General features: G+C 66.6%; 23 protein-coding genes. 3 read left to right on the top strand and 20 right to left on the bottom strand.

Annotated features, from left to right (window positions below; genetic code table 11):
- The first annotated feature begins 169 nt into the window (after positions 1 to 169).
- From G0D83_RS04215 to G0D83_RS04205, 3 genes are all read left to right on the top strand, one after another.
- Entirely contained in the window at positions 170 to 883 is a 714-nt protein-coding gene (locus G0D83_RS04215) for a sugar transferase (protein ID WP_164189816.1), read from the top strand.
- Positions 884 to 1,562: 679 nt separating this feature from the next.
- A complete protein-coding gene (locus tag G0D83_RS32445) occupies positions 1,563 to 2,069 on the top strand; it encodes a DapH/DapD/GlmU-related protein (protein ID WP_203594916.1) in 507 nt (168 codons plus the stop codon).
- Positions 2,069 to 2,821, top strand: a complete 753-nt coding sequence (locus tag G0D83_RS04205) for an SGNH/GDSL hydrolase family protein (RefSeq protein WP_164189813.1) — start codon at positions 2,069 to 2,071, stop codon at positions 2,819 to 2,821. Before G0D83_RS32445 ends, G0D83_RS04205 begins: the two co-directional genes overlap by 1 nt.
- On the opposite strand, the gene G0D83_RS04200 is transcribed toward G0D83_RS04205, so the two are convergent.
- The 20 genes from G0D83_RS04200 to G0D83_RS04105 all read right to left on the bottom strand — a co-directional run bounded on the left by G0D83_RS04200 (position 2,806) and on the right by G0D83_RS04105 (position 22,675).
- Complete coding sequence (locus G0D83_RS04200; protein ID WP_164189811.1) at positions 2,806 to 3,291, bottom strand: glycosyltransferase; 486 nt, start codon at positions 3,289 to 3,291, stop codon at positions 2,806 to 2,808. The genes G0D83_RS04205 and G0D83_RS04200 overlap by 16 nt on opposite strands.
- On the bottom strand, positions 3,288 to 3,737 hold the full coding sequence (locus G0D83_RS04195; protein ID WP_164189809.1) for a UDP-N-acetylglucosamine--LPS N-acetylglucosamine transferase: 450 nt from the start codon (positions 3,735 to 3,737) through the stop codon (positions 3,288 to 3,290). Before G0D83_RS04195 ends, G0D83_RS04200 begins: the two co-directional genes overlap by 4 nt.
- Before the next feature lie 228 nt (positions 3,738 to 3,965).
- Positions 3,966 to 4,238, bottom strand: coding sequence for a hypothetical protein (locus tag G0D83_RS04190; protein ID WP_235939659.1), 273 nt, complete (start codon positions 4,236 to 4,238; stop codon positions 3,966 to 3,968).
- Between the two features lie 62 nt (positions 4,239 to 4,300).
- Positions 4,301 to 5,014 (bottom strand): NapC/NirT family cytochrome c, encoded by a 714-nt coding sequence (locus G0D83_RS04185; protein ID WP_108970597.1) that lies wholly within the window; start codon positions 5,012 to 5,014, stop codon positions 4,301 to 4,303.
- Between the two features lie 26 nt (positions 5,015 to 5,040).
- Entirely contained in the window at positions 5,041 to 5,484 is a 444-nt protein-coding gene (locus G0D83_RS04180) for a nitrate reductase cytochrome c-type subunit (protein ID WP_108970596.1), read from the bottom strand.
- A 37-nt stretch (positions 5,485 to 5,521) separates the two neighbouring features.
- Entirely contained in the window at positions 5,522 to 6,427 is a 906-nt protein-coding gene (napH, locus tag G0D83_RS04175; RefSeq protein WP_164189806.1) for a quinol dehydrogenase ferredoxin subunit NapH, read from the bottom strand.
- Entirely contained in the window at positions 6,424 to 7,257 is an 834-nt protein-coding gene (gene napG / locus G0D83_RS04170) for a ferredoxin-type protein NapG (RefSeq protein WP_164189804.1), read from the bottom strand. Before napG ends, napH begins: the two co-directional genes overlap by 4 nt.
- Before the next feature lie 44 nt (positions 7,258 to 7,301).
- A complete protein-coding gene (napA, locus tag G0D83_RS04165) occupies positions 7,302 to 9,794 on the bottom strand; it encodes a nitrate reductase catalytic subunit NapA (RefSeq protein WP_164189802.1) in 2,493 nt (830 codons plus the stop codon).
- Positions 9,795 to 9,797: 3 nt separating this feature from the next.
- Positions 9,798 to 10,070 carry a chaperone NapD gene (locus G0D83_RS04160; protein ID WP_164189800.1) on the bottom strand — a complete coding sequence of 91 codons (273 nt, stop codon included), beginning with the start codon at positions 10,068 to 10,070 and terminating at the stop codon, positions 9,798 to 9,800.
- On the bottom strand, positions 10,067 to 10,597 hold the full coding sequence (locus tag G0D83_RS04155; RefSeq protein WP_164189798.1) for a ferredoxin-type protein NapF: 531 nt from the start codon (positions 10,595 to 10,597) through the stop codon (positions 10,067 to 10,069). Before G0D83_RS04155 ends, G0D83_RS04160 begins: the two co-directional genes overlap by 4 nt.
- Before the next feature lie 261 nt (positions 10,598 to 10,858).
- Positions 10,859 to 11,830 (bottom strand): TRAP transporter substrate-binding protein DctP, encoded by a 972-nt coding sequence (gene dctP, locus G0D83_RS04150; RefSeq protein WP_164189796.1) that lies wholly within the window; start codon positions 11,828 to 11,830, stop codon positions 10,859 to 10,861.
- A 38-nt stretch (positions 11,831 to 11,868) separates the two neighbouring features.
- Positions 11,869 to 13,182, bottom strand: coding sequence for a TRAP transporter large permease (locus G0D83_RS04145; RefSeq protein ID WP_164189793.1), 1,314 nt, complete (start codon positions 13,180 to 13,182; stop codon positions 11,869 to 11,871).
- Positions 13,179 to 13,658: a TRAP transporter small permease gene (locus G0D83_RS04140; RefSeq protein ID WP_164189791.1), complete on the bottom strand. Its 480-nt coding sequence runs from the start codon at positions 13,656 to 13,658 to the stop codon at positions 13,179 to 13,181. Before G0D83_RS04140 ends, G0D83_RS04145 begins: the two co-directional genes overlap by 4 nt.
- Before the next feature lie 279 nt (positions 13,659 to 13,937).
- Positions 13,938 to 15,575: an AMP-binding protein gene (locus G0D83_RS04135; protein ID WP_164189789.1), complete on the bottom strand. Its 1,638-nt coding sequence runs from the start codon at positions 15,573 to 15,575 to the stop codon at positions 13,938 to 13,940.
- Positions 15,576 to 15,787: 212 nt separating this feature from the next.
- Positions 15,788 to 16,642: an ABC transporter ATP-binding protein gene (locus G0D83_RS04130; RefSeq protein WP_164189787.1), complete on the bottom strand. Its 855-nt coding sequence runs from the start codon at positions 16,640 to 16,642 to the stop codon at positions 15,788 to 15,790.
- Positions 16,639 to 17,535, bottom strand: coding sequence for an ABC transporter ATP-binding protein (locus G0D83_RS04125; RefSeq protein WP_164189785.1), 897 nt, complete (start codon positions 17,533 to 17,535; stop codon positions 16,639 to 16,641). Before G0D83_RS04125 ends, G0D83_RS04130 begins: the two co-directional genes overlap by 4 nt.
- The gene (locus G0D83_RS04120) at positions 17,532 to 18,395 is read right to left on the bottom strand and encodes an ABC transporter permease (protein WP_108970584.1); all 864 of its coding nucleotides are present in this window, start codon (positions 18,393 to 18,395) and stop codon (positions 17,532 to 17,534) included. The genes G0D83_RS04125 and G0D83_RS04120 overlap by 4 nt, the downstream gene beginning before the upstream one ends.
- On the bottom strand, positions 18,388 to 19,395 hold the full coding sequence (locus G0D83_RS04115) for an ABC transporter permease (protein WP_108970583.1): 1,008 nt from the start codon (positions 19,393 to 19,395) through the stop codon (positions 18,388 to 18,390). Before G0D83_RS04115 ends, G0D83_RS04120 begins: the two co-directional genes overlap by 8 nt.
- 72 nt (positions 19,396 to 19,467) lie before the next feature.
- Positions 19,468 to 21,006: an ABC transporter substrate-binding protein gene (locus tag G0D83_RS04110; protein WP_164189782.1), complete on the bottom strand. Its 1,539-nt coding sequence runs from the start codon at positions 21,004 to 21,006 to the stop codon at positions 19,468 to 19,470.
- A 121-nt stretch (positions 21,007 to 21,127) separates the two neighbouring features.
- A complete protein-coding gene (locus tag G0D83_RS04105) occupies positions 21,128 to 22,675 on the bottom strand; it encodes an NAD(P)/FAD-dependent oxidoreductase (protein ID WP_164189780.1) in 1,548 nt (515 codons plus the stop codon).

Here is a 22,675-nt window from a genome sequence, read left to right as displayed (position 1 = left end):
TCAACGTGATGACGAAGGGCAAGTCTCTCGCTCTGCGCGCGGCATATTGCCCGGACCGTGTGAAATACCCCGTGAAATATTTCGATAGCGATCTCTGCTTTTCATCCTGAAATCTATGATTTCCGGCGCGTGATCCGCGTCTGAATTGGAAATCCTCTGGGGGGCCAATATGAAAATTAGACGATTTGGCATCACGTTCGACTGGGTCACCCTTCTCCACGGCTCACCCCTTGAGCTCGACCCGGTCTTCGGCGCCCGGGGAGGGAGCCTCGGGCATGTGTTCTATCGGAACGTCGGCAAGCGGGTTCTCGATCTGACGCTGGTCCTGCTGTCCGCCCCGTTGACCCTTGTCCTGCTGCTGCCCTTGGTGCTCCTTGTTGCGACGGATCGGAGCAACCCTTTCTTCAGCCAGATCCGGCTTGGGCGGGGAGGACGGCATTTCCGGATGTGGAAACTGCGCTCGATGGTCCCGAACGCGGAAGAGCTGCTCCATGCGCACCTCGCGGCCTGCCCCGAAGCGCGAGAGGAATGGGAACGGGACCAGAAACTGAAACAAGACCCGCGGATCACCAAGCTCGGCCATTTCCTGCGCAAGTCCTCGCTCGACGAGCTGCCGCAGTTCTGGAATGTCTTCGTCGGTGACATGAGCGTCGTCGGCCCGCGACCCATGCTGGAAACGCAGCGCACGCTCTATCCCGGCAACGACTACTTCGAGCTTCGGCCCGGCATCACCGGCCTCTGGCAGATCGAGGCACGCAACCAAACGTCCTTTGCCGACCGTGCGCGGTTCGACACCGGCTACAACAACGGACTGTCGCTGAAAACGGATCTGCGGATCATGCTGGCGACGGTCTTCGTCGTCTGCTCCGGCACGGGCCACTGAGGAGGGGTCTTTCGCCTTCCCAAGAGCGGGGTCACCGCCGGATCGACGCATCGGAAGGTGGGGGTGCGTCCAGCGACCGCGTCCCGCCGCTATGTCCGCGAGGCTGGCGACCGCCAGAAAAGTGCCATGGCGACCGCCACGAGGGGCCATACCAAGCACAGGGCGTCGCCAAGCACTGCGTGACGCCATGACCTGTGGCCATGCCGCCTGCGCTCGCGGTGAGTGAGGGTGAGCGCGACGACGACGGTCGCCAGATAGGCAAACAGAAGGATGTTCAGGAGGCTCATCACGTGCTCCAACCTCGTCGAAGTGCCCGGCTACCGCGGAACTGTACTGGCCAAGGGGGGAACTCTCTGCAGCCTAGCATAAGACCCGGCACATTGTCGCATTTGCTGCCACAATACGCGGGTGCGTTCGGCGGGAAATGGCGCATCTGGAAAGAGGTTAGGAAAATCTGGTTTGTTTTGTCGGCCTGGCCGAATCTTTTAGGAGTGATATTGCGAATCAATATGATATGTTTCGTGAATTGAGGGAGCGTTACAGAAAAATAACTCAATGGGTGTTGGGTGGCCTTGGTTGATTGAACTGCTACACCCATCAGATCACACTTGAGGTGCATGGAGGAGAATTGGAGCCCCAGGCGACGATAATTCAGGGACCCATTGGATTGGCGATTTACATGGTGGATCAAAGCGTTCCGAAGATGAAAAAGGCGCGCCGGCGGGGGCTGAACCGTCTCGCGCCGCTGCGCAATCTGCTGGTGTCGCTGCGCCGGGCCTATCTGGTGCACGTCTGGAAGATGGACCTTGACCCGAGCTGCCAGTTTTCCTTGTCGGCCAAGTTCGACCGGACCTTTCCGATCGGTGTGCATGTCGGCAGGAACAGCTACGTCGCCTTCGAGGCGCGGATCCTGACCCATGACATGACGCGGGGGCTCTACTTGCACACGCGGGTGGGCCGGAATTGCTTCATCGGCGGGCGGGCGCTGATCCTGCCCGGGGTCGAGATCGGCGACAACAGCGTGGTGGCGGCGGGCGCTGTGGTGACCAAGTCCGTGCCCCCGCGCAGCATCGTCGCGGGCAATCCGGCGCAGATCGTCCGCTCGGGCATCGACGTGGGGCGTTTCGGACGGTTCACCTCCGCAGACGAGACCGAAAGTCGGCTCGCGTCGGCCGGGGAGACCTGATGCTGCTTTCGCGGCCCGGGGCCGCTCTGCTCATGATCCTCGTCACGCTCGGGCTCCTGGGCACCGGCTTGGTGCTGGCCCGCTGGGCGGGAGTCGAGCTGCGGCCCGTGCCCCGGCTCGGGGACCGGCCCTTCGCGCTGGCCCTGCCCGAGGGGCGGCCCATCCGGCTCGCCGTCCTCGGCACCAGCCTGACCGCGGGAGAGCCCTGGCCCGGGGACGTGGCGGGTCGGCTGAGCAGGTGCATCGGCCATCCCGTGGCGGTCTTGGTCGTCGCGAAAAACGGCGCGGGGTCGGAGTGGGGGCTGACGCAGGTGGCGCGGGTCGCCGCCGAGAGACCGGACCTGCTGCTTGTCGAGTTCGCGATCAACGATGCGGATGTGACCGGGGGGATGTCCTTGGCACGCTCGGCCGAAGCGCATGTCGCGCTCATCCGCGCGCTGCGCGCCGCATCTCCCGCAACGACGATCGCGCTGATGACGATGAGCCCGGCACAGGGCCTGCGCGGCCTGAGCCGGCCGCGGCTGCGCGCGCACTACCAGCAATACCGGACCCTGGCCAAGGACATGGGCCTGGGGTTGATCGACCTCTACCCGAGGTGGCTGGCCCTGCCGCCCTCAGCCCGCGGCCTGTCGAGGGACGGGCTGCATCCCGAGCCGGGCACGGCGGCACATCTCATCACCCCGGTGATCGTCGAGGCCGTGGCGCAAGCGCTCACGGGAACCGGCTGCAGCGAGCGTCAGCGCAGGTCGTGAATGAAGCTGTGAAGCCGTTCGATCAGCGCCAGATGCTCGGGGCTGGGGGCGCCGTCCTCGCCGGCCGCATCAAGGCCGGGCCTCAGCAGGAGCCGCTCGAGGTCGCCCTGTTCGAAGGCCACGTGCACGCCGCGCAGGCCCTTCACGTGGCGGACCGTCGCCATCTGGTGATCGTTGCGGTGCTCGCCGAGTGCGGCGCGCCGGGGAAAGAGGATCAGCGGCTTTCCGAAGCGCCGGGCCGAGAGGATCGAGCCGATCCCGGCGTGCGACACCACGACCCGCGCTTCGCCGAAGAGCGCGCTGAACTCATGTGGGGGGAGCGTCTGCCGCGTGTCCAGATTGGCCCAATGTCCCGCGACCGAGGCGCCCACCTGGGCGATCACCGGCTCGGCGAGCCGCGGCGCGATGGCGTCCAGCGCATCGATCAGCCGCGGAAAGGGCAGCTGGGTCCCGACGGTTGCGAAGATCACAGGATGGACCCTGCGTATTCGACCTGCGCCTCCCGGGCCACGTGCTCCCATTGGCTCAGCCGAAGATGCGCAACATGGCGGGCGAGCCGCCCAGAAGTGGAGAGGCATTCGGCGTTGGCGACGCTGTCGATCCACACCCCCTTGGCGCCGACCAGACGCCCGGCCACCAGCGCGATGAGCCCCGGCAGCGCACCGGTGGTGACAATGATGTCGGGACGCTCGCGCAGCACGATGCGGCAGACGGCGGCAAAGCAGCGAAGTGCCGCGCGCGGCGTGTTCTGATTGCACTCGGGGATGATCGCCGCAGGCAGGGCGCCGAAATCATCTGGCAGCCCTCGCAGCGTGGTCAAAAAGAAGACCTCGTCGCCATCGAAGGCGTGGCGGACCCGCTGGAGCTGCTGCCAATGCCCGCCCGCCGAGGCAACCGCGAGGATCTTTTTAGACACTTCCAATCTCCTTTTCGAAAATGCCAAGCAGCGGCCGGGGCCGGGCGTCGATCTTCTGAAATTTGATACTGGAATGAACCAAGCTGCGCGCAGGCGCAGGCCGAGAGACCGGTCGCCCCCGAATGACGGCGCGCGGTCGATCAAGGATACACCAGGACCGAGGCAGACCTAAGCAGATTCACACGCGGCGCACGGCCCCGGCGAGGTGAAGCTCAGCTTTGCCGCCGATCACACCCGCGCGCCCTTGCGACGCACGGCGCAGCCGATCAGCCCGGCAAGGATGCCGATGAGTGTCGAGATGCTGTATTCCAGCGTGGAGATCGGCACATGGGCGGACTGGTGACCGCCGAGAATCAGCGGCGAGAGCACGCCGATCGCGCCGCCAAGGATCATCGCGACGATCCAGTTCCGCGTCGTCATGCCGAGCGTGACGCCAAGGATGCCCGGCAGGCCGAGGATGCTGCCCCCGATGGTGCCGAGAAGATCAAGCAGGCTCAGCATGGTCGTGTCTCCCTACGTTGCTGGCGCGGCGGCGTGCACGGGCCGCTCCGGCGCCCTTCGGATCAATCGGCGGAAATGCCCAGGTAGGACTTGATCGAGGCGACATCGACGCCCCCCGATGCATCCTGCAGCTTGGTCTGCGCGAGCGTCTCGACGACGTGCTGGTACTCCTCGAGGTACCCGGGGGCGAGATCGTGGGCGATGCCCTGGTGGCAGTCGATGCAGGTCATATCCTCGTCGAGCGCGCGCTGGTGGTTCTGCGCTGCCCGGGTCTCCTGAATGGTGAAATCCATGTATTCGAAAGCGTGGCAGTTTCGGCATTCGCGGCTGTCGGTGGCCTTCATCTTCTTCCACACCGCCGCCGCCATCTCGAGCCGCCGGTCTTCGTATTTCTCCGAGGTGTTTATGGTGCCCATCACCTCGTGGTAGACGTCCTTCACCGCCATGATCTTGGCCTTCATCTTGTACTGCCACTCGTGCGGCACGTGGCAGTCCGAGCAGATCGCCCGCACGCCCGAGTGGTTGTTGTAGTGGATGGTCTGGCGGTACTCGCCGAGGTTGGTCTCCATCGAGTGGCAGGAGGTGCAGAACTCCTCGGTGTTGGTCAGTTCCAGCGACCAGTGGAAACCGCCCCAGAAGAGGATGCCCGCCAGGAACCCCGCGATCAGCAGGAAGCCGGTGCTGAACAGCCCGGTGGGGCTCCAGAAGGCATCCCAGATGCGGAGCAGAATGTTGCGGCGGCCGGGCTTGTCGCCGTGCGTGTTGTTGTCCGGCATCTCGTCTCTCCCATTGGGCCGTTGCTTCAGCGCATTTCGCTGGAGGCTTCGAAGTCGTTGCCGACCAGCGCCGGCGCATCCGCCTGCGGGACGTGGCACTGATTGCAGAACCAGCGGGTGCCGGCGACGGTGTCGAGCTGGTTGCCGCTGCGGTCGAGGTAATGGGTCATCGACAGTGTCGGGGCGCCGCGGTCGCCGGCGTTGCTCCAGTCGTGGCAGCTGAGGCACTGGTTGGTGCGCAGGTCGATCTGGTACTGGGTCATGGAATGGGGGATGACCGGCGGCTGCTGGCGGTAGTTCCGCACCTCGCGGCCCAGCTGCTGGGGATAGACTTCGGGCGGCTCAAGTTCCTGGTCGACCGATGCGCCGCGCAGGTCCTGGACGCCTCCCGAGGTCTGTGCGACGACCAGCCCCGCGACCAGCAGGGGCGAGGCGAAGGCGGCGATCTTCGCGATGACCGTCAGTTTCATGGGCGCTCTCCTTAGTTGTCTCGCAGGGAAAATCCCCTCAGGCGGCGGTTGTCCCGGAGCGGTCCGGTGGTGGCAGGACTTCGACGTGCTGGTCGAAGCGGTGGGTGAACTCGAAGACATTGACCGAGCAGACATCGACGCAGCGGCCGCAGTTGGTGCAATCGGGCGAAAGGATCAGCGGCGTCTTGCCCGGCGCGCCGCGCAGGGCGGGGGCGATGACGTGGTTTTCCGGGCAGACGGCGAAGCACTCCATGCAGTCGTCGCAGGCGGCGCGTCTCGTGGCGCTGACCCGCAGCAGGCTATGCGTGCCCAGCAGGCCGTAGAAGGCGCCCACCGGGCAGAGATGCCCGCACCAGCCGCGGCGCGAAACCAGCAGGTCGAAGAGAAAGACCAGCGCCACGAGCGCCCAGGCAAAACCCATGCCGAAGACCAGACCGCGGTGCAGCATGGTGATCGGGTTGACGACCTCCCAGGCGATGGTTCCGGTCAGCGCCGAGACGACGAACACCATGGCGAGCAGCCACAGCCGGGTGTGCCGCTTCGGCTGCCAGCCCTTCTGCAGGCCGAGCCTCGCGTGCAGCCAATGCGCGGCATCGGTCACCGGGTTGATCGGGCAGACCCAGGAGCAATAGACCCGCCCGCCGATCAGCGCGTAGGCGGCGAGCACGATCAGGGCGCCGATCAACGCCGTCAGCTCGGGCAGGTGCCCGGCGACGAGGCTCTGCGCCAGAACCATCGGGTCGGTCAGCGGCAGGATGCCAAAGGTGCGCGAACCCGCCAGCGTGCCCGCCACCCACCACAGCCCGAACCACGGCCCAAGCAGGAAGAGCCCGAGGAAAAAGGCCTGCGACAGCCGCCGCAGGAGCAGGAAGCGATGCGCCCGCCACCAGCCCTTGAGGCGGATCGCCTCTTCGCCGACCGGGAGTCGCGTTCTTGCCGTCATTCGCCCGCTCCCGGCACGGGGGCGCCCGGAAGCCTGAAACTCGGCTCGAAGCCGCCCGGCGCGGCAAGGGTGTCGGTGCCCGGCCCGGGCAGGCGGTCGGGCAGGTCGATGATCCCCTCGACCAGCGGTCTGCCATGCTCCTCCATCTCTTCCCAACCCTTGCGGTAGTGCGCGGCAGGGGCCCCGCGGGCGAGCCGCAGCGGCAGCACCTTGATCGCCGCCTCGGGCAGCACGCAGCTCTGCTCGCATTTGCCGCAGCCGGTGCAGTGCTCGGCGTGGACCGTGGGCGCAAAGATCGCGTGATGGCCCGAGCGCTCGTTGTGCGACAGCTCGAGGGTGATCGCGGCGTCGATCACCGGGCAGACCCGGTAGCAGACGTCGCAGCGCAGCCCGAGGAAGTTGAGGCAGTTCTCCTGATCGACCAGCACGGCGGTGCCCATGCGCGCGGCGTCGATATCGGTGAGCGCCGGATCGAGCGCGCCGGTGGGGCAGGCGGCGACGCAGGGGATGTCGTCGCACATCTCGCAGGGCACCTCGCGGGCGGTGAAGAAGGGCGTGCCGGTGGCCGGTCCGTCCTCGCCCAATTCGGCCAGCGCCAAAGTGTCATAGGGGCAGTCGCGCACGCAGAGCCCGCAACGGATGCACGCCCCGAGGAAATCAACTTCGGGCAGGGCTCCGGGCGGGCGCAGCGCCTCGGCGGGCAGGGCGCGGGCATCATGGCCGAGCCAGGCCAGCGCGCCCCCGGCCAGCGCGCAGCCGCCCGCCATCCGCGCGGTGTCCATCAGGAACCTTCGGCGTTGCGGCGACAGCGGCGTGGCAGCGGCGGGCATCACGGGCCTCCTCTGACGTCTCCCTCAGGGCCGGGGGGATCGGCTCACACGCGCTCGACCTTGCAGGCGCACTTCTTGAAGTCGGTCTGCTTCGAGAGCGGACAGGTGGCATCGAGCGTCAACTTGTTGATCAGCTGGCTCTCGTCGAACCACGGTACGAAGACGAGCCCTTTCGGCGGCTTGTTGCGGCCGCGGGTCTCCAGCCGGCTGAGCATCTCGCCGCGGCGGGTCGAGATGTTGATCTCCTGCCCGCGCCGCAGGCCCCGCGCCTCGGCGTCCTCCGGGTGCATGAAGACGACGGCGGCGGGGAACGCCCGGTGCAGTTCCGGAACGCGGCGGGTCATCGAGCCGGAGTGCCAGTGTTCGAGCACCCGCCCGGTCGAGAGCCAGAGGTCGTAGTCGTCGTCGGGCACTTCGGGCGGCGCCTCGTAGGGGGCAAAGATGATCTTCGCCTTGCCATCCGGGTAGCCGTAAAAGGACACCTCCGAGCCCTCGGGCACATAGGGGTCATAGCCCTCGCGGAAGCGGTAAAGCGTTTCCTGCCCATCGACCACGGGCCAGCGCAGCCCGCGCGCCTGGTGGTATTGCTCGAACGGCGCGAGGTCATGGCCATGGCCGCGCCCGAAAGTGGCATATTCCTCGAAGAGACCCTTCTGGACGTAGAAGCCGAAGTGCTGGGCCTCGACATTGTCGAACCCCTCGGCGGTCTCTTCGAGCGGGAACTTGTCGACAGTGCCGTTCTGGTAGAGCACCTCGTAGAGCGTCTTGCCGGCCAGCTCGGGCTTCTTGGCGACAAGCGCGTCGCCCCAGGCCTCTTCGACGGTGAAGCGCTTGGCGAATTCCATGAGTTGCCACAGATCCGAGCGGGCCTCGCCCGGGGCCATGACCTGCTGGCGCCAGAACTGGGTGCGGCGCTCGGCGTTGCCGTAGGCGCCCTCCTTCTCGACCCACATGGCGGCGGGCAGGATCAGATCGGCCGACATGGCCGTGACGGTCGGATAGGCATCCGAGACGGTCACGAAATTGTCCGCGTTGCGATATCCCGGCCAGCCCTCCTCGTTGATGTTGGCCGCCGCCTGCATGTTGTTGTTGCACTGCACCCAGTAGGCGTTGAGATTGCCATCGCGCAGCGCGCGGTTCTGCTCCACCGCGTGCAGGCCGGGCTTGTCGGGGATGGTGCCCTCGGGCAGCTTCCAGATCTCCTCGGCATGGGCGCGGTGTTCGGGGTTGGTGACCACCATGTCGGCAGGCAACCGGTGCGAGAAGGTGCCCACCTCGCGCGCGGTGCCGCAGGCCGAGGGCTGGCCGGTCAGCGAGAAGGGCGAGTTGCCCGGCTCGGAGATCTTCCCGGTCAGCAGGTGGATGTTGTAGACCAGCCCGTTCACCCAGGAGCCGCGGGTGTGCTGGTTGAAGCCCATGGTCCAGAGCGACATGACCTTGCGGTCCGGATCGGCATATTGCTGGGCCAGCCGCTCGAGCTGATGCGCCGGCACGCCGGACATCTCGGCGACCTTCTCCAACGTGTAGTCCGAGACCGCCGCGGCGTATTCGTCGAAGTCGATCGGGGTCAGCTCGCCCGAGTTGGGATTGGCGGCGGCCTGCTGCAGCGGGTTGGTGTCGCGCAGCCCGTAGCCGATGTCGGTGGCGGTCTTGGTCAGGTTGACGTGCTTTTCCAGGAAGTCCCAGTTCACCGCGTCGGTCTGGATGATGTGATTGGCGATGTAGTTGAGGATCGCCAGATCGGTCTGCGGGGTGAACACCATGCCGTTGTCCGCGAGCTCGAAGCTGCGGTGCTCGAAGGTCGACAGCACGTGCACCTGCGCTCCGGGCTTGGTCAGTCGCGTGTCGGTGAGCCGTGACCAGAGGATCGGGTGCATCTCGGCCATGTTCGAGCCCCAGAGCACGAAGGTGTCCGCCTGCTCGAAGTCGTCGTAGCAGCCCATCGGCTCGTCGATGCCGAAGGCGCGCATGAAGCCGACCACCGCCGAGGCCATGCAGTGCCGGGCATTGGGGTCGATGTTGTTGGACCGGAACCCCGCCTTCATCAGCTTCGAGGCGGCGTAGCCCTCCCAGACCGTCCATTGCCCCGAGCCGAACATGCCGACCGAAGTTGGTCCCTTGGCGGCCAAAGCCGCCTTCCACTTCTCGGCCATGACATCGAAGGCCTCATCCCAGCTCACCGGCTCGAACTCGCCGTTCTTGTCGAATTGTCCGCCCGACTTGCGCAGCATCGGTGTGGTCAGACGGTCGGCGCCATACATGATCTTCGACAGGAAATAGCCCTTGATGCAGTTCAGGCCGCGGTTCACCGGCGCCTCGGGGTCACCCTGCGTGGCGACGACGCGGCCCTCCTTGGTGCCCACCAGCACCGAGCAGCCTGTGCCGCAGAACCGGCAGGGCGCCTTGTCCCAGCGGATGTCCGAATTGCCCGGGGTTTGGGCCAGCGCGGCAGGGGCGAGAGAGATGCCCGCGGCGGCGGCGGTGCTGGCGGCGGCGGTGGCCTTGAGGAAAGTCCTGCGCGAGTCCGAAATGGTCATGGGTCAGGTCTCCGGATGGGGGGCGGCGGGGGATGGGCGCTGCGGGGGCTCTTCGAAATGGTGGTAGTTGATGGTCAGCGAGATCACGCCGCGGATCTGGTGCAGCGACATGATGATGTCCGAGGCAAAGGCGGTGTCGGTGTCCTCGACCACCACCACCAGCCGGCCGTCTTCGGTTTCGGCATGCACCTCGACCCCGTCGAGCGCTTCCATCTGTGCCCGGGCTTCGGGCAGCGCGTCTCTTAGGACATGGACGAGGCAGCCGCAGATGTTCATCCCGAGCCCTCCGCGACGGGCGCGGGCCGCTCGAAGGCCACCGCCCCGGCAGGGCATGTGGCGGCGCAGGCGCCGCAACCGGTGCATTGCGCGGTGTCGAGCTCCGGCGCGGCCCGGCCGCCGGTCATCAGGCGGAAGCGGATGGCGCGGGGCGCGCAGGCGTCCTCACAGGAGCGGCAGGAGATGCCATTGAGCGAAAGGCAGCTGTCGGTGATGACGGCGCGCCACGGCCAGTCGGACACGGCCTCGGAACGCAGGGCGCCGGTCTCGCAGGCCGCGGCGCAGGCTCCGCAGAACGTGCAGGCCGCTTTCGAGAAATCGACGACCGGCGTCGACCCTCCGGCGGGGCCCTCTTGGCGGATCTCGTGGCGGATGATGAGCGCTTCGGGGCAGGCGCGGGCACAGGCGCCACAGCCGTTGCAGAGCTGAGAAAACCCGGACTGCGCGCCAGGAGGCCGCATCAAAGGGGCGGAGGGGCGGGTCGGTTGCCCTCGCAGGAAGTCGCGTCTGCTGTGCTGGGTCGTCATGGACGTCCTGGCCTTCCGATGTCTCCGCGATCAATCCTGCGGACTCTTGATATGAGTCCGAGACTGCCACAGGTTGTGCTCCCTAGAAACCTCGCAGTGCTGGAACTCCGAAAACCGTCGAAAATCCGCCAGTAGGGCGGGGATGCTCCAGAGATGCGGGGCGGAACTTTGCGGCGCGTCCCGTCAATGGAATAGAAACGGAATAGAAAAAGCCGAGGGCCATGGGCCCCCGGCTGACTGTTTTGGACCGGTCGTCCGCCGTCAGTCGGCGAAGAGCTCGCGCAGCTTCGCGCCGTGCTCGGGGCTGGTCGCGAGGATCGGTTTCCAGCCGGACTCCTGCGCCAGCGCGCCAAATTCGGTGGCCGCATCCGCGTCGAGGTCGATCATCTCGATCCCTGCCTCGATCTGCTTGGCTTTCTCGGCCTCGGCAAGGTCCTGCACCAGCGAGGAGGAGGATTCGGTTTCGATCATCAGGTCGCTGAGGAAGGCCTGCTGCTCTTCGGACAGCGACTGCCAGGTCTTGAGGCTCAGGTAGAGGCCGGTCTCGACCTGGTAGAAGCCGGGGTTCACCCGCGCACCGGTCTTGTCCTGCCAGCCAAGGTCGAAGACACCGATCGAGGGCCAGCCATAGCCGTCGATGACGCCGCGCTCGAGCGCGGTGTAGACCTCGCCCGGGGCGGTCTGCATCGGGGTGGCGCCAAGATCCTTGAAGAAGGCCTGGTAGACCGGCACCGAGCGCAGCTTCAGTCCGTCGAGCTTGCCGCCCTCGGGCGCCTCGTTGAGGTAGATGTGGTAGTTGATGCCCTGCGTCAGGCGGCCCAGCCAATGGATCCGGGCTTTGTCCTCGTGCAACTGGTTCATCAGCGCGTAGCCGCCGTTCTCGCGCAGCTCCGACATCGGGCGGGTGGCGAGGGTCATGGCGACGCCCTCGGGCACGAGGCTGGCGTGGAACACCGCGGTGGTGTTGGCGATGTCGACAATGCCGTTGCACAGCGCGTTGCCGATCTCGAAGGGGGGCATGGCCTCGGGCCCGCCGATCACCTCGATCTTCAGGACGCCCTCACCCTGCGCGTTCACCTTCGAGACGAAATCCTCGAAGGGTTTGGCGAAGGTGGTGCCGGGCTGGAAGGCGGTGATGGCGCGCAGCGTGGTCTCTGCCGCGGCGAGCGGGCTTGCCAGGGCGAGCGCTGCCGCAACGGCCATGCCTGCCGTTTTGAGGGAGCGGATTTTCATTTTTGTTCTCCGGACTGTTGGACTTGGAAAAGGGGCTGTCAGCGCACCAGCGCGGGCAGGAAGAGTGTGAGCTGCGGCACCATCAGCATCAGGATCAGCACGCCGATCTCGATCAGGATGAAGGGCGCGGCGGCCTTGTAGATGCTGACCAGCGGCACCGAGCGGCTGGCGCCCTGCATGACCATCAGCAGGATGCCGAAGGGCGGGGTCAGCATGCCGAGCTCGATCGCCACGAGCATCATCAGCCCGAGCCAGACGACCTCGATGCCCGCGGCATGGGCCAGCGGCATGAAGATCGGCAGGGTGATCATCATCATCGAGATCTGGTCGATGAAGCAGCCGAGCACGAGCAGGATCAGCAGCATGCAGACGATCAGCGTCATCGGCGTGGGGTCAACGGCGTTGATCAGCTGCAACATGCCCGAGGTGGCGCCCGAGAACGACAGGATCTGCGAGAAGGTCGTCGAGGCGACGATGATGAAGAGGATCGACACCGAGACCTTCGCGGTCTCGGTCATCGCTTTGGTCAGCGCGGCCCAGCTCAGCTTGCGGTAGAGCGCGGTGGCGATGAGCGCGGCAAAGGCACCAAGACCCGCGGCCTCGGTCGGGGTGGCGATCCCGGCGAGCATGCTGCCGATCACCGCGACGAAGATGCCGAAGAGCGGCACCACGTCGCGCAGGAAGGGCACGATCCGCTCGGCCAGCGTGTAGGCGCTGGCGCTGGTGTCGCTCGGTGCGCTCTGCGGGCGGAAATGGCCGGTGAGGATGACGAAGAGCAGGAAGAGCGCGGCCATCAGCAACCCGGGGACCAGCCCGCCGATCAGCAGCTGGGTGATCGAGATGCCCGAGAGCGAGCCGAGCATCACCGCCAGCGTCGAGGGCGGGATCAACACGGCAATGCCGCCCACCGCCATGACCGGCCCGAGCGCCAGCGTCGTCGAATAGCCCCGGCGCAGCATTTCCTGCGACAGCGTGCCGCCAAGGAGCGCAGTGTTGGCGATGGACGAGCCGGAGAGCGCCGCAAAGGCGGTGCCGCCGACCACGGAGACGCAGCCGAGCCGGGCGGGCAGGCGGTGCAGCAAGCGCTCGATCGCCTCGATCGCTTTGTAGGCGAGGCCGCAATGGAACAGCAGCTCTCCCATCAGCACGAAGAGCGGGATCGGCACGAGCGAGAAGGAATTGACCGACATGGACGCGTTGCGCACCAGCTGCTCGATGCCCGCGCCGCTGCCGAGGAACAGCCAGGCACCGATCAGGTTTGCGCCAAGAAACGCCAGCGCGACCGGGGTGCCGATGGCAAAAAGCATCGCCAGTACGCCGCCGAGCAGCGCGATGATCTCGAGCCAGCTCATATCCGCACCTCGCCGGTCACGATGCGGGCCAGGAACTCGGCCGTGCAAAGACCGAAGCAAAGCACCATGGGGGTCATGAGGTACCATTCGGGAAAGATGAGGTTCTTGAAGACCAGCGAGCCGAGCGCGTAGCTGTCGAAGGTCACCCGCACCGCGACGACGAGCAGGATCGCCGAGATCACCCCGCCGAAGAGGTTCGAGGCCTTCACCAGCCAGCGCGCCTTTGCCGCGCTGACGGTGCGCAGCAGCACGTCGACGTTCACGTGGCCGTGGTTGTGCAACACCCAGGGCGCGCCGGTGAAGGTCGAGATGGTCAGAAGATACTCGGTCAGCTCGTTGAGCCAGGACCAGCGCACGAGGCCGGTGTTCCGCAGAACCACGTCGCCCACCACGAGAATGCTCAGCAGCGCCAGGGCGGCGGCGGAGATGCCGCCGCAGAGCCTCATCACCCAGGTCAGGCGTCTTGCTTGTGACATTCCATGCGCTCCCTCGTTCCGGCAATTCATCAAACATTTACTTTAGACTTCAATTAAAAGTCAACGTGAGAGAACGGTATGCAGGAGGATGTCTTGTGTTTTACGCGACGTTTTCCGCAAAATTGAGCAGGCATGGGCGCAGCTCCTGCGTCAGAGGAAAATTTATAATTAAAATAGTTATCCCGCACTTCTTCCGCGGTGATGGCATGCGAAGGCCCCGGCGCTCGACAGCGAGCGCCGGGGGGCAGCCATCTTTAGGGTCGCGCCGAAGCGCTCCGGTCAGGCGCCTGCCGGGGCGGGCGCGGCATCCTTCAGGCGGAAGCGCTGGATCTTGCCACTCTCGGTCTTCGGCAGCGCCTCGGTGAAGATGACCGAGCGGGGATACTTGTAGGGAGCGATGGTCGCCTTGACGAAATCCTGCAGCGCCTTGGCGGTGGCCGCGTCGGCGGCGACCCCCTCGCGCAGCACCACATGGGCCTGCACGATGATGCCGCGCTCGGCGTCAGGGGCGCCGATGACGGCGCATTCGATCACGTCCGGATGCGCAAGCAGCGCGGCTTCCACCTCTGGCCCGGCAATGTTGTAGCCCGACGAGACGATCATGTCGTCCGAGCGCGCAGCGAAGTGGAAATAGCCCTCTTCGTCCTGCACGAAGGTGTCGCCGGGCAGGTTCCAGCCATCCCGGACGAATTTTGTCTGCCGGTCGTCGGCCAGGTAGCGGCAGCCCACCGGGCCGCGCACCGCGAGATGGCCCGGCGTGCCGCGCGGCACCTCGTTCATCTCGTCGTCGACGATCTTCGCCTCGTAGCCGGTCAGCGGCTTGCCGGTGCAGCCGGGCTTGGCGTCGCCGAAGCGGTTGGAGATGTAGATATGCAGCATCTCGGTGCCGCCGATCCCGTCGAGGATGGGCTTGCCGGTCTTCTGCTCCCAGGCCTCGAACACCGGCGCGGGCAGGGTCTCGCCCGCCGAGACGGCGCAGCGCAGGCTCGACAGGTCCGCGCCCTCGTCCATCGCCAGCATCATGGCGCGATACGCGGTGGGGGCGGTGAAGCAGATGGTGGCGCGGTGCTGCTCGATGATGCGGATGAGATCGGGCGGCGCGGCCTTTTCCAGCAGCACGGCGCTGGCGCCGAAGCGCAGCGGGAAGATGGCCAGCCCGCCAAGGCCGAAGGTGAAGGCAAGTGGCGGCGAACCGACGAAGATGTCTTCGGGCTGCACCTCGAGCACCTCGCGCGCGTAGCCGTCGGCGATCATCAGCAGGTCGCGATGGAAATGCATGGTGGCCTTGGGCACCCCGGTCGAGCCCGAGGTGAACCCCAGCAGCGCCACGTCGTCGCGCCCGGTCTCGACCCAGCAGGGCCCCGAGGGCTTGGCGGCGGCGGCACGGTCGAGCTCGGCGTCGAGCCCGGAGGTGCCGTCGAAACCGACGATGCGTTTCAGGAACTTGCTCTCGGGCAGGCAGGCCTCCAGCTCGTCCAGCATCCGCGTGTCGCAGAGCGCCAGCGAGACCTCGGCCTTGTCGAGGTGCTGCATCAATTCCTTCTTGCGCAGCAGCGGCATGGTGTTGACCACCACGGCGCCGGCCTTGGTGGCGCCGAGCCAGCAGGCGACAAGCGCGGGGGTGTTGGCGCTGCGGATGAGGATGCGGTTGCCGGGCTGAACGCCGTAATCCTCGATCAGCACGCGGGCGATGCGGCTGGTCCAGTCGGCAAGTTCGGCATAGGTGCGGCTGCGGCCCTGACCGACCAACGCGACGCGGTCCCCGAAGCCCTTCTCGACCATCCGGTCGGTCAGTTCGACAGCGGCGTTGATGTGCTCGGGATAGGAGAACGTCTCCAGCAGGAAAACCGGTTGGAGCTCGGCCGCCGGAAGATTGTCGCGGCTGAAGCTGTCGGTGTGAGCGCTGGGGCCAAGCATGAAGTCCTCCTGGGTGCCGGTCTTGGACTCATCACGCTACGGCCGCGATTTTATTTCAAGTATAAAGTTTAATCCTGAAGAAGATTTTTCCGCTCTGCGAAGATATTTCCGTTTTTTTCGCCGATAGTTTAACTTGTTGCGCAACACGCGTGAAGCAGACGCTGGGTCAACTGCTTCACGCATCAATGTTCCGCCCCGCGATCCCGGCGCCGCTAGTCCAGCCAGGCGGGATCGAGCTCGGGCAGGGGGATCGCCGAGAGCAGCGTTCTGGTGACATCCGAGGCCGGGGCGCGGAACACCGCCTCGACCGAGCCCTGCTCGACGATCTCGCCCCGGTTCAGCACGATCACCCGGTCGCAAAGGTGGCGGATCACCGAAAGGTCATGGCTGATGAAGGCGATGGTCAGCCCCATTTCGCGGGCGAGCTGCTTGAGCAACAGCAGCACCTGCGCCTGGCTCGAGACGTCGAGACCCGAGACGATCTCGTCGGCGAGGATGAACCGCGGCTTCAGCGCGATGGCCCGGGCGATGCCGACCCGCTGGCGCTGGCCGCCCGACAGCTCGTGCGGGTAGCGCTCGGCGAAAGCCGGGGGCAGGCCAACCTTGCCGAGCGCCGCGATCGCATCGGCCCTGGTGCCGCCGAGCCCATAGCGCTTCATCGGCTGGGCGATGATCCGCCAGACCTTGTGGCGCGGGTTGAGCGAGGACATGGGGTCCTGGAAAATCATCTGCAGATCGCGCCGGAGCGGGCGCAGCGCCGCCTCGTCGAGATGGCCGATGTCCTGCCCGCCGTAGAGCACGCTGCCCGAGTCGGGCTCGAGCAGGCGCACCAGCAAGCGGCCGGCCGTCGATTTGCCCGAGCCACTCTCGCCGACGATGCCGGTGATCTTGCCCGCCGGGATGTCGAAGCTGAGGCCCTTGAGCACCTCGGTGCGCGGCGCGGCGCCGAGCAGCGGCTTGCGCGCAAGGTCGGGGAACGAGAGGCGAAGATCGCGCACCGTGAAGAGGCTCGGGGCGGTTTCGACCGCCTCGGCAGCCGGTGCCCGCGGTTGGGTCTGGGCGGTCATCGCGCGCCTCCTTTCTGCCGGGCGTCGTCTTGGGCAATGGCACCCTGCAGCTCGGCGATGAGCGCCTGCGGCACCGGCGAGAAGGGCCGGTCGAGATCCGCATAGCTCGGCGTCGCCGCGATCAGGGCGCGGGTGTAGGGATGGGCGGGGTCGGTGAAGATGCGCTCGGTGGGCGCGTCCTCCATCACCTTGCCGGCAAAGAGCACGGTCACCTGCTGGCTGATCTTGGCGACCACCCCCATGTCGTGGGTGACGAACAGCACCGCGGTGCCGGTCTCCTGCTGCAACTCCCGGATGAGCCGCAGGATCTGCTTCTGCACCGTCACGTCGAGCGCCGTGGTCGGCTCGTCCGCGACGATAAGCCGGGGCGAGGGCGCAAAGGCGGCGGCAATCAGCACGCGCTGGCGCATGCCGCCCGAAAGCTCGTGCGGGTAGCTCTCCATCACCCGTTTCGGATCGCGGATGTGCACCCTGTCCAGCAGCGCCAATGCGGTGTCGCGGGCCTTGGCACGGCTCCAGCCGTGGATGCGCACCAGCGGATCGGTGATCTGCGGGCCGATCCGCCGCGCCGGGTTCAGCGCGGTGAGCGGGTCCTGCGGGATCAGCGCGGCGCTCTGCGCCACGGTCTTCCGCCGGGTCCAGGGTGTCATCGCGTTCAGGTGCTGCCCCTCGAGCAGGATCTCGCCCCCCGTCACCCGCAGGTTCTGTGGCAGGATGCCGAGCACCGCCTTGCCGATCATCGACTTGCCGGCACCGCTTTCGCCGACAAGCGCGCGGACCTCGCCGGGGCGCAGGCTCAGCGAGACGTCGCGCAGCAGGCGGTGGCCGTTGGGCAGCGCGATGCTGAGCTGCATCACGTCGAGCGTATTGAGGTGGGTTTGCGAGCCTGTCATTGGAGCACCGGATCGAAGCGTTGTTTGAGACCCTCGCCGAGGGTCGAGAAGCTCAGCACCGTCAGAAAGAGCGCGATCAGCGGGAAGAGCAGCACCCACCAGGCGAAGTGGATGGCGTTGCGCCCCTCGGCGATCATCGAGCCCCAGGTCGGATCATCGGAGGAGATCGAGAGATTCACGAAGCTGAGGATCGCCTCGACGATCACCGCAATGCCCATCTCGAGCATCAGCAGCGCAATGATCGAGGGCAGCACGTTTGGGAGGATCTCGCTCAGCAGCGTGCCAAGGCGGCGGGCGCCGCCGATGCGGGCGCTGTCGACGTAGTCCATGCGCGCCTGCACCATGGTCTCGGCGCGGATCACCCGCGCGAACCGGGTCCAGTCGATCAGCGCGATGGCGGCGATGACCGAGGTGAGCCCTGTCCCCATGACCGCCACCAGCAGCACCGCGAAGAGCACCGGCGGGAAGGCCATCCAGATGTCGACCAGCCGCGAGATCACCCGGTCCCACCAGCCGCCGAAATAGCCCGCGACAAGGCCGAGCGCGGCGCCGAAGACACATGTGACGGTGGCGGCGATGAGGCTGACGAAAAGCGCGATGCGGGCGCCGTAGATCATGCGCGACAGCACGTCCCGGCCAAGGCTGTCGGTGCCCAGCCAGTAGCCCGGCTCGTGGCCGGCCATGAAGGCGGGGGGCAGCCGTTCGAGCATGAGATCCTGCATCAGCGGATCCTGCGGCGCCACCAGCGGGGCGAACATCGCGGCAAGCGCCACGGTGCCCAGCCACAGCAGCGGCAGCCAGAGCCGGAGGTTGAGCCTGCGGGCGCGGCGGCGCGGCGCGGCAGCGGTGATGTCAGCCATGGCGGAGCCTCGGGTTCAGCAGCGTGTAGGACAGATCTACGAGCAGGTTGATGACGATGAAGAGCGCGGCGAAGAGCAGCACGATGCCCTGGATCAGCGGCAGGTCGCGGTTGATCACCGCGTCGATCGCCATGTTGCCCAGCCCCTCGTAGGAAAAGATGCGCTCGACGATGACCGTGCCGCCGATGAGGAAGGTGAACTGCACGCCGACAAGGGTGAGCGTCGGCAGAAGCGCGTTGCGCAGCGCCTCGCGCAGGATCACCGAGGTCTCGGAGAAGCCGCGGACGCGGGCCAGCGTCGTGTAATCCTGCAGCAGCACTTCTTTCAGGTTCTGCTTCAGCAACTGCGCGATCATCGCCGCGAGCGGCAGGGCCAGCGCAAGCGCGGGCATCAGCATGTGCGACAGGGTCGAGCCAGCCACGTCGAAACGCCCGCGCAGCAGCCCCTCGAACGTGTAGAAGTTGGAGGTGAAATCGACGTCGATCTGCGGATCGATCCGGCCCGAGATCGACAGCACCGGCCAAAGCACCCCGAAGAGCAGCACGAAGACCAGCCCCCAGAGGAAGTCCGGCACCGAAAGCACCGCACCGCTCGTCAGGTCGAGCCCGACCTCGGTGGCGGTACCGCGCCGGCGCGCGCCGATCACCGCAACGGTGACCCCAAGCGCCACGGCGATGAGCAGCGCCATGATCGACAGCTCCAGCGTGGCAGGAAGGCGCGAGAGCACCAGCTCGTCCACAGGGCGGCGCAGGGTGATCGACGTGCCGAAATCGCCCTGCAGCACGCCGCCGAGCCAGATGACGAACTGCTCGGGCAGGCTCTTGTCAAAGCCGTAGAGCGCCTCGAGCGCGGCGATGTCGGACTCGGTCGCGCCGGGGGGCAGCATCATCGCGATGGGGTTGCCGGGCGCGACGCGCACCAGCACGAAGACCACGACGGCAACGCCGAACAGCGTGACGGCGGTGGTCAGAAGGCGGATCAGGATCGTCTTCAGCAACATGGGGTCAGAACCCTCCAATGCGCCCGAGCCGAGACGACGCTCGGCCCGGGCGGTCTTGCAAGATGCGCGGGATCAGGCCTTGGAGATCGCTTGCGGCAACAGGTCGCCCGAGGTGTAGGGCGTCACCGCGACCGTGCTGCGGAACACCACCGGCATCACGTATTGCAGCAGCGGGATGACATAGCCTTCCTCGGCGATGTAGCGCGAGACGTCCTTGTAACCGGCGATGCGCTTGTCCTCGTCGGGTTCGGCGAAGAGCGGGCCGATCTTCTCGACCAGGTCGGCGCTGTCCCAGACCGCGTGCGGCGAGGGGCCGAACATGGCAAACCCGGTCGAGGTCGAGGGATCACCGATCGAGTTGCCCCAGTTGTAGAAGGCCGCCGGAGCCAGCGTGTCGGCGGCCCGCAGCTCGTAGTGCTTGGCGATCTCGTAGACCTCGATCTCGGCCTCGATCCCGACCTTGCGCCACATGCCGACGATCGCCTGGATCATCTCGTAATCCTTGGGCTTGAAACCGCGCGTCGTCTGGATGGTGAACTTGACCGGGGTGTCGGTGGAATAGCCCGAGGCGGCCAGCAGCTCCTTGGACTTCTCGGGATCGTAGTCGACGGTGATGCTCTCGTCGTAGGCGGCATAGCCCGGCACCTCGAGCGTCGAGAGCGGCACGCCGTAGCCGCGCAGCAGCCGGTCGATGATGAGCTGCTTGTCGATGGCGTGATGGGCGGCAAGCCGCACGTTCTTGTCGAGCATCACGTCGATGTCGTTGAGGAAGATCATGCCGATGTCGGTGATTGGCACGGCCTCCCCCTCGAGCCCGTCCTTGGCGATCAGCCGGTCGTATTCCTCGTAGGGGATGTTCGAAGTCACATCGGAATTGCCCGACTCGATCTCGGCCACGCGCGAGGCGGCGTCGGTGACGAACTTGATGGTCACGGTCTCGAAGGCAGGCTTGTCACCCCAATAGCCGGGATAGGCCTTGAGCCGCACGTAGGCGCCCTGCTCGAAGGCGTCGACCATATAGGGGCCGGTGCCGATGGGGGCCTTCTCGAAGCCCTCGGCGCCGACTTCCTCGTAATAGGTCTTGGGCAGCACGAAGGCGGTCAGGAAGGCCATCCACTTGAACAAGGCGGGCTCGAAGTCCTTGACGTCGGCGGTGATGACGTTGCCGTCAACGCTGAAGTTGCCGATCTTGCCCCAGACGAACTGCATGGGGTTGCCGGTTTCGGGGGTGCCCGCGCGAGTCAGCGACCAGACGATGTCCTCGGGGGTCAGCGGCGCGCCGTTGTGCCAGGTGACGCCTTCGCGGACGGTCATGGTGATCTGCGACTTGTCCTCGCTGAAGCCCCAGTCGGTCAGCAGCCCGGGGCCGAACGACAGGTCGGGGGCCTGCGCGATATAGCGGTCGAAGACCGCGAGGTAGACCGACTGCAGCGCCGGGTTCACCGCGGCGGGGCCGGTGGTCGGATCCCAGCTTTGCACGGGCAGGTTGTAGGCGATGGTCAGGCTATCGCCGCTCTGAGCGAGCACGCCGGTGCCGGTTGCCAGAAGCGCGGTGAGCGCCGCCGAGGCGCCCATGAAGCCGCGCCGGGAAAGGGGTAGGCTGGAGGTCATCTTTCTGTCTCCTGTTGGTCTGTGCGGCCCGGTTTGCTCGGGCTCATCGGGTGATTTTGATTCGGCCTTCAAATTTCGAAATTTAAACTATTCAAGCGCATCTCTGCGCCTCTGGCACGGCCTACTTGAGGCCCTGCGCCGTAAGAAAGCCCGATCCCGCCCCGGTTCCGGCACCGGGCCAGCACGCTGCCCCGATCATGTGCAGATTGGCGATGGGCGTGCGCCCGTCGGAAAAGCCACGCACCGGGCGGAAGAGGAAGTTCTGCGTCAGGTGGTGCGAGCCGCAAATCTGGTCGCCGCCGACAAGGTTGGGATTGCCGGCCTCGAGATCGAGGGGCGAGACGGCGGTGCGGGCAAGGATGGTCTGGCGGAACCCGGGGGCCTGCTCCTCGATCAGATCGAGGATGCGCTCGCTCATCGGTGCCTTGGCATCCTCCCAGTCTGTCGCGGAAATCTCTCCCTTGGCGTCGCCCTTGATGACCGCGGGCACGACCCGTGCCTGCACCCACAGCGTGTGCTTGCCCTGCGGCGCGCGGCTCGGATCAAACAGCGTCGGCTGACCCACCACCAGCAGCGGTGTCGCGGGCAACTGCCCGGCCATCGCCTCGGCATAGGTCTTGGCGGCGACGTCGATCGAACGCCCCACGTGGACATAGGCGTAGCGCTTCAGCGCCTCGGCCGCCCAGGGCACGGGCGCGTCGAGCGCGAGGTGCAGCATCATCGTGCCGGGCGCGTGGCGGAAGCTCTCGAGGCCTCGGTCGAAGCGCGCATCGCCCGAGCCATCGCCCAGCATCCGGCGCAGGTGCTTCGGGGCAAGACCGGCGAGAATGGTTGAGGCTTCAATCGTTTTTCCGTTCGCGACCACGCCGGTCATGCGGCCTTTCCCGTGCAGGATCTGCGCCACCTCGACGTTGCAGTCGACCGAGCCGCCATGCGCCTCGATCATGCCGACCAGAGCGCGGGTGGCAACGTCGGCGCCGCCCTTGCCGATCACCATGCCCATGGCCTGACCAGCCATCGCCTCGAGGTAGGGGAAGATCGCGCCGCCCGCGATGTCGGGCGCGAAATCGAGGTGCATGCCCCAGGACGCCAGCGCCGTGCGCAGGCGCGGGTCCTCGAAGGTCTCGTCGAGCCATGTCCGCGGCGAGGTCATCAGAAAGCGCGCCATGTCGAGACTGCGGGCCGTGCCGAGCTTGCGCCAGCTCTGCCAGAGGAAGCGCGCGAGCGGGCCGCGGCGCATCGGCGTGCCGAGCAACCCGCCGAGCACGCCCGCGCGCTCGGGGAACTCGGCCATCAGCGCGCGCCAGCTCGCCCTGTCCGCCTCGCAGGCGAAGCTCGCCAGCGTCTCCTCGACGTCGGTGGATATGCCGAGGTGATCCCCGGGCTCCAGCGCCTGCGCGAACGGGTGGGTGATCGGCACGAACTCCAGGCCGTGACGGGCCATTTCGGCGCCGTGCCGCGCCATGAAGGCCGAGCCCGCGAACATCGACAGATTCATCGCCGCGATGTCATGGCGGAAGCCGGGCAGGGTCAGCTCTTCGGTGCGCACCGCGCCGCCCGGTGTGGGGCCGCGTTCCAGCACCCGCACGGGCTTGCCGCGCGCCGCGAGATCCGCCGCGGCAACGAGCCCGTTGATCCCGGCGCCGATGATGAGAATGGGGCCTGCCAT

Source organism: Salipiger sp. PrR003 (assembly GCF_010500785.1).
Classification (GTDB): Bacteria; Pseudomonadota; Alphaproteobacteria; order Rhodobacterales; family Rhodobacteraceae; genus Salipiger; species Salipiger pacificus_A.
Note: the sequence above shows the minus strand (reverse complement) of the source record. Positions and strands in the feature narration are given on the sequence as shown.